Below are 5,387 nucleotides of genomic sequence, written 5' to 3'. Positions count from 1 at the left end.
GCCCGGGGGCGGGGTGGGCGTTGGAGACGCTGCCGGCGCTGCTCGGGGCGGACGACGACATTTCGGGATTTAGTGCCAAACATGAGGTTGTGGCGGACGTTGCCCGGAAATTTCCGGGGCTGCGGATCGGCCGGACGGGGCGCGTCATGGAGGCCCTCGTACCGGCCGTGCTGGAGCAGAAGGTCGTCGGGCAGGAGGCGTGGCGGGCCTGGCGGTGGCTGCTCAACCGCTATGGCGAGCCCGCGCCCGGACCCGCGCCCGACGGCATGCGGGTGATCCCCGAGGCGGCGGTGTGGCGGCAGATCCCGATCTGGCACTGGCACCGCTCGGGCGCCGAGGCCGTGCGCGCCAGGACCATCGCGACCGCGGCCTGGCACGCCGCCAAGCTGGAGGCCGCCGCGACCACGGAGGAGCTCGACCGGCTGCTGCGGGCCCTGCCGGGGATCGGGGTGTGGACGTCGGCCGAGGTGCGCCAGCGCGCCTTCGGCGACCCCGACGCCGTGAGCGTGGGCGACTTCCACCTGGCCAAGCTCGTGGGATATGCCCTGACCGGGGAGAAGACCGATGATCCCGGGATGTTGCGGCTGCTGGAGCCGTACCAGGGGCATCGGCATCGCGCGACGGTGCTCATCTGGCTCTCGGGGCTGCGGCCGCCCGCGCGCGGCCCCCGGATGTCCGTCCGCGACTACAGGGCGTTCTGACCCGCCCCTGGGTGCGAGTGGCGAACCCAGCCCGACGTACTGTGCCTTCTATGGATCTGGTCAGTGATTCCGCGCTCCGCCGTGCTCTCGCCCGCGCCCGCGACGGCAAGAGCCTCGACGTCACCGAGGCGACCGTACTGTTGCACGCCCGTGGCGGGCACCTCGACTCCCTTCTGGAACACGCCTCCCGCGTCCGCGACGCCGGCCTGGAGGCGGCCGGCCGGCCTGGGATCATCACCTACAGCAGGAAGGTGTTCATCCCGCTGACCAGGTTGTGCCGGGACCGCTGCGGATACTGCACGTTCGCGACCGCGCCGCACAAGCTGGACTCGCCCTTCCTGAGCCCTGACGAGGTGCTGGAGATCGCCCGGCAGGGGGCGGCGATGGGCTGCAAGGAGGCGCTGTTCACGCTGGGGGACCGGCCCGAGGACCGCTGGCACCAGGCCCGCGAGTGGCTCGACGCGCACGGCTACGACGACACGCTGTCGTACGTGCGGGCGATGGCGATCCGGGTGCTGGAGGAGACCGGGTTGCTGCCCCACCTCAACCCCGGGGTGCTGACCTGGCGCGATCTGCAGCGGCTCAAGCCCGTCGCGCCGTCCATGGGGATGATGCTGGAGACGACGTCGCGGCGGTTGTTCGAGGAGAAGGGCCAGCCGCACCACGGCTCGCCCGACAAGGACCCGGCGGTACGGCTGCGCGTCCTGGAGGACGCGGGACGGACCAACGTGCCGTTCACGACCGGGATCCTGATCGGGATCGGCGAGACCGTCCAGGACCGCGCCGAGTCGATCTTCGCGATCCGGCGCGTGGCGCGGGAGTACGGGGCCATCCAGGAGGTCATCGTCCAGAACTTCCGCGCCAAGCCGGACACGGCCATGCGCGGGCTGCCCGACGCCGATCTGAGGGAGCTGGCCGCCACCATCGCCGTGGCACGGCTCGTGCTCGGGCCGCGCGTCCGGCTCCAGGCGCCGCCGAACCTGGTGGACTCCGAGTACGAGCTCATGATCCGGGCCGGGATCGACGACTGGGGCGGGGTGTCCCCGTTGACCCCCGACCACGTGAACCCGGAACGGCCCTGGCCGCAGATCGACGACCTGGCGGCCCGTACCGGGGCGGCCGGGTTCCGGCTGCGGGAGCGGTTGACGATCTACCCGGAGTACGTGCTGGCGGGGGAGCCCTGGCTGGACCCGCGCCTGACCGCGCACGTGGCGGCGCTCGCGGACCCGGCCACGGGGCTGGCCCGCGAGGACGCCGTGCTCGAGGGCCGGCCGTGGCAGGAGCCCGACGGCGGGTTCGTCGCCTCATCCGGGCGGGTGGACCTGCACGTCGAGGTGGACACGTCGGGGCGCACGCATGATCGGCGGGACGACTTCGACCACGTCTACGGCGACTGGGACGCGTTGCGCGAACGCCTCGGGACCGCGACCTCCTCGACCCCGAGCGACGTGCGGCAGGCGCTCAGGCGGGCCGAGGCGGATCCGGCGGGCCTGACCGACGATGAGGCCGTGGCGTTGCTCGGCGCCGAAGGTGAGGCACTTGACGAGCTGGCCGCGATAGCGGACGCGCTGCGCAAGGAGACCGTGGGCGACGACGTGACCTATGTCGTCAACAGGAACATCAACTTCACCAACGTCTGCTACACCGGCTGCCGCTTCTGCGCGTTCGCGCAGCGCAGGACCGACGCCGACGCGTACACGCTGAGCCTCGACCAGGTGGCTGACCGGGCGCAGGAGGCGTGGGAGGCGGGGGCGACCGAGGTCTGCATGCAGGGTGGCATCCACCCCGACCTCCCCGGCACGGCGTACTTCGACATCGCCAAGGCCGTGAAGGCCAGGACCCCGGGCATGCACGTGCACGCGTTCTCGCCGATGGAGGTGATCAACGGGGCCAGCCGGACGAACCTGTCCGTCCGGGACTGGCTGGAGGCGGCCAAGGAGGCGGGCCTCGACTCGATTCCCGGGACGGCGGCGGAGATCCTCGACGACGACGTGCGCTGGGTGCTGACCAAGGGGAAGCTGCCGACGAAGGAGTGGATCGAGGTCATCACGACAGCGCACAAGGTCGGCATCCCGACGACGTCCACCATGATGTACGGCCACGTCGACACCCACCTGCACTGGGTCAGGCACATCAAGCTGATCAGGCGCCTGCAGGAGGAGACCGGCGGGTTCTCGGAGTTCGTGCTGCTGCCGTTCGTGCACACCAGCGCGCCGATCTACCTGGCCGGCATCGCCAGGCCGGGCCCCACGGCGGCCGAGAACCGCGCCGTGCACGCGCTGGCCAGGATCCTCCTCCACGGCGCGATCAAGAACATCCAGTGCTCCTGGGTCAAGCTCCGCGACGACCTGTGCCGCCAGGTGCTCCAGGGCGGCGTGAACGACCTCGGCGGCACGCTGATGGAGGAGACCATCAGCAGGATGGCGGGCTCCGAGAACGGCTCGTACAAGACCATCAGCGAGCTGCGCGCCATGGTCGAGGTCACCGGCAGGCCGGTCAGGCAGCGCACCACCGAGTACGGCGCCCCGGCGACGGAACGTCTCCAGGCGTCCCAGGCGAGCGACGGCGTCTGCCAGAGCGTCCGCAGGGTGCTGCCGATGGCGTAGTTGTAACATGTTCTAACAACAGCTTGCGCCCGCTATGGGAGGCACTGGGAGAATCGTCACTCCCCGGAGAGAGGTTCACCGTGCGGTTGGCACGACACCGCGCCGCGCTGTCCCCTGAGCAGCGACGCAGGAAGGCGTTGCAGCGCGGCATGCTGGCAGGGCTCACGGCCGTGGCCATCGTCGCAGGCGGCCTCGTCGTGGTGTTCGGCGGCGTCGGCGCGTTGTGCTCCACACGAGAGCCTGTTCTCGTCAGCGTTGCCGCCGCGGTCGATGTGGCCCCAGCGGTCATGGAGGCCGCCGGGCGGTTCAACGAGACGAAGGCGTCGGTGGGCCGCCGGTGCGTGCTGGTCCAGGTGACCGAGCACCCGCCGGCCACCGTCCTGCGCACGCTGATCGGAGACCGGGCGGGCGTGCTGCGTGAGCGGCCCGACGGGTGGATCGCCGACTCGTCGGCCTGGATCAGGCTGGCCCGCCAGCAAGGAGCCAGTGCGCTGCCCGCGGGCGAGAGCGTGGTGGCGACCTCGCCCCTGGTGTTCGCCACCCGCTCGTCGCTGGCCCAGCGCTTCTCCGTGGGCAAGACCGAGATGAACTGGCGGATGGTCTTCCCCCCGACCGTACGGGGGCGGCTGACGCCCACCCCTAGCGAGCCCGACGTCGTACGCGTGCCGGACCCCTCGCTGGCCGGGGCCGGCATCGCCACCGTGGCCGCCGCCAGGGACGTCGTCGGCACCGGCCCGGAGGCGGACAAGGCGCTGACCGCGTTCGTCCGGTGGGCGCAGGCCGGCTCGGCGCCCGACTACCGCAGCATGCTGGAGGCGGTCGACAACCGCACGTTCTGGCAGCGCCCGGTGGTGATCGTCCCCGAGCAGTCGGTGTGGAACCACAACCTGAGCCCCTCCCCGGACCCGGTCGTCGCGCTGCATCCGCGCGAGGGCACGATCAACCTCGACTACCCGTACGTCGTCACCGCCACGGACCCCACGGTGGCCGAGGCGTCCACGGCGTTCGCCGAGTGGCTGAAGGGGCCGCAGACGCAGGAGATCGTGCGGCGGGCGGGGTTCAGGTCGGGTGACGGCGCCCAGGGCCCGATCTCGCCGGGCCCCCGGATTCCCACCGCGGCCCCGAAGACCCGGTCGTCGGTGTCGCAGCAGGACATCGACGAGGCGCTGCGCGCCTGGAGCCGCCTGGCCCCGCCGACGAACATCCTCGTGCTGGCCGACACCTCCAAGCACATGGCAGAGCCGCTGAAGGGCAGCACCAAGGTCCGGGTGGCGCTGGAGGCGGCCGAGATCGGGCTGCAGCTGTTCCCGAACTCCACGCACATGGGGCTGTGGGAGTTCGCGGACGGGGTGGGCCGCATCAAGGGCTACCAGGAACGCGTCGGGCTCGGCCCGATCACCGAGCCGGAGACCGGGCAGGTGATCCGCCGCAGCCGCCTGGGCGAGATGACCGGCACGATCACCGCACACCCCGACCGGGACAGCTCGCTGTACGACTCGATACTCAGCGGCTTCCGCGAGCTCACCAGCGAATACCGCGAGGAGATGAACAACTCGCTCCTGGTGATCACGGCGGGCAAGGACGACGGCAAGGGCACGAACCTGGCGCAGCTCGCCGACGCCCTGCGGCGCGAGTGGAAGCCGGACCGGCCCGTGCAGATCGTCATCGTCGCCTTCGGCGACGGCGTGGACCGCGACGGCCTGACGCGGATCACGTCCGCCACGAACGGCTCGCTGCACGTGGCCCAGGAGCCGGGGGAGATCATCGACGTCTTCCTCGCCGCCCTGGCCCGCCGGCTCTGCCACCCGACCTGCAAGCCGACGGCATGAAGAAGGGGGCGCTCGCCGGAGCGCCCCCTTCGCCGTCTTCGATCAGACTCGCTGCCAGAGCGCCGGGACGTTCGGCGGCTCCCAGCCGGCGAGCGCGGTGTGCGCCTGGACGCAGCGGTACGTGACGCCGTTGTAGGTCACCGTGTTGCCGACCGCGTACGCGGTGCCGGCCCGCCAGGTGCCCGAGGGGCTCGTGGTCGGCGTCGGCGTCGGAGTGGGCGTCGGCGTCGCGGTCGGGGTCGGGGTCGGGG

At 71.6% G+C, this 5,387-nt stretch carries 4 protein-coding genes; 3 read left to right on the top strand and 1 reads right to left on the bottom strand.

Annotated elements, in window-relative coordinates:
* The first annotated feature begins 89 nt into the window (after window positions 1-89).
* The 3 genes from EJK15_RS67475 to EJK15_RS67465 all read left to right on the top strand — a co-directional run bounded on the left by EJK15_RS67475 (window position 90) and on the right by EJK15_RS67465 (window position 5,136).
* A complete protein-coding gene (locus EJK15_RS67475; protein ID WP_240778113.1) occupies window positions 90-701 on the top strand; it encodes a DNA-3-methyladenine glycosylase family protein in 612 nt (203 codons plus the stop codon).
* A gap of 50 nt (window positions 702-751) precedes the next feature.
* Window positions 752-3,307: a bifunctional FO biosynthesis protein CofGH gene (locus tag EJK15_RS67470; RefSeq protein ID WP_138720626.1), complete on the top strand. Its 2,556-nt coding sequence runs from the start codon at window positions 752-754 to the stop codon at window positions 3,305-3,307.
* 80 nt (window positions 3,308-3,387) lie between these two features.
* Window positions 3,388-5,136 (top strand): substrate-binding and VWA domain-containing protein, encoded by a 1,749-nt coding sequence (locus EJK15_RS67465; protein WP_240778112.1) that lies wholly within the window; start codon window positions 3,388-3,390, stop codon window positions 5,134-5,136.
* Between the two features lie 42 nt (window positions 5,137-5,178).
* Here EJK15_RS67465 and EJK15_RS67460 read toward each other — a convergent pair.
* Window positions 5,179-5,387: carbohydrate-binding protein (locus EJK15_RS67460; RefSeq protein WP_338089977.1), on the bottom strand; the 209-nt coding region annotated here is incomplete at its 5' end.

Origin of the sequence: Nonomuraea basaltis (assembly GCF_005893125.1) — a bacterium.
Classification (GTDB): domain Bacteria; phylum Actinomycetota; class Actinomycetes; order Streptosporangiales; family Streptosporangiaceae; genus Nonomuraea; species Nonomuraea basaltis.
Note: the sequence above shows the minus strand (reverse complement) of the source record. Positions and strands in the feature narration are given on the sequence as shown.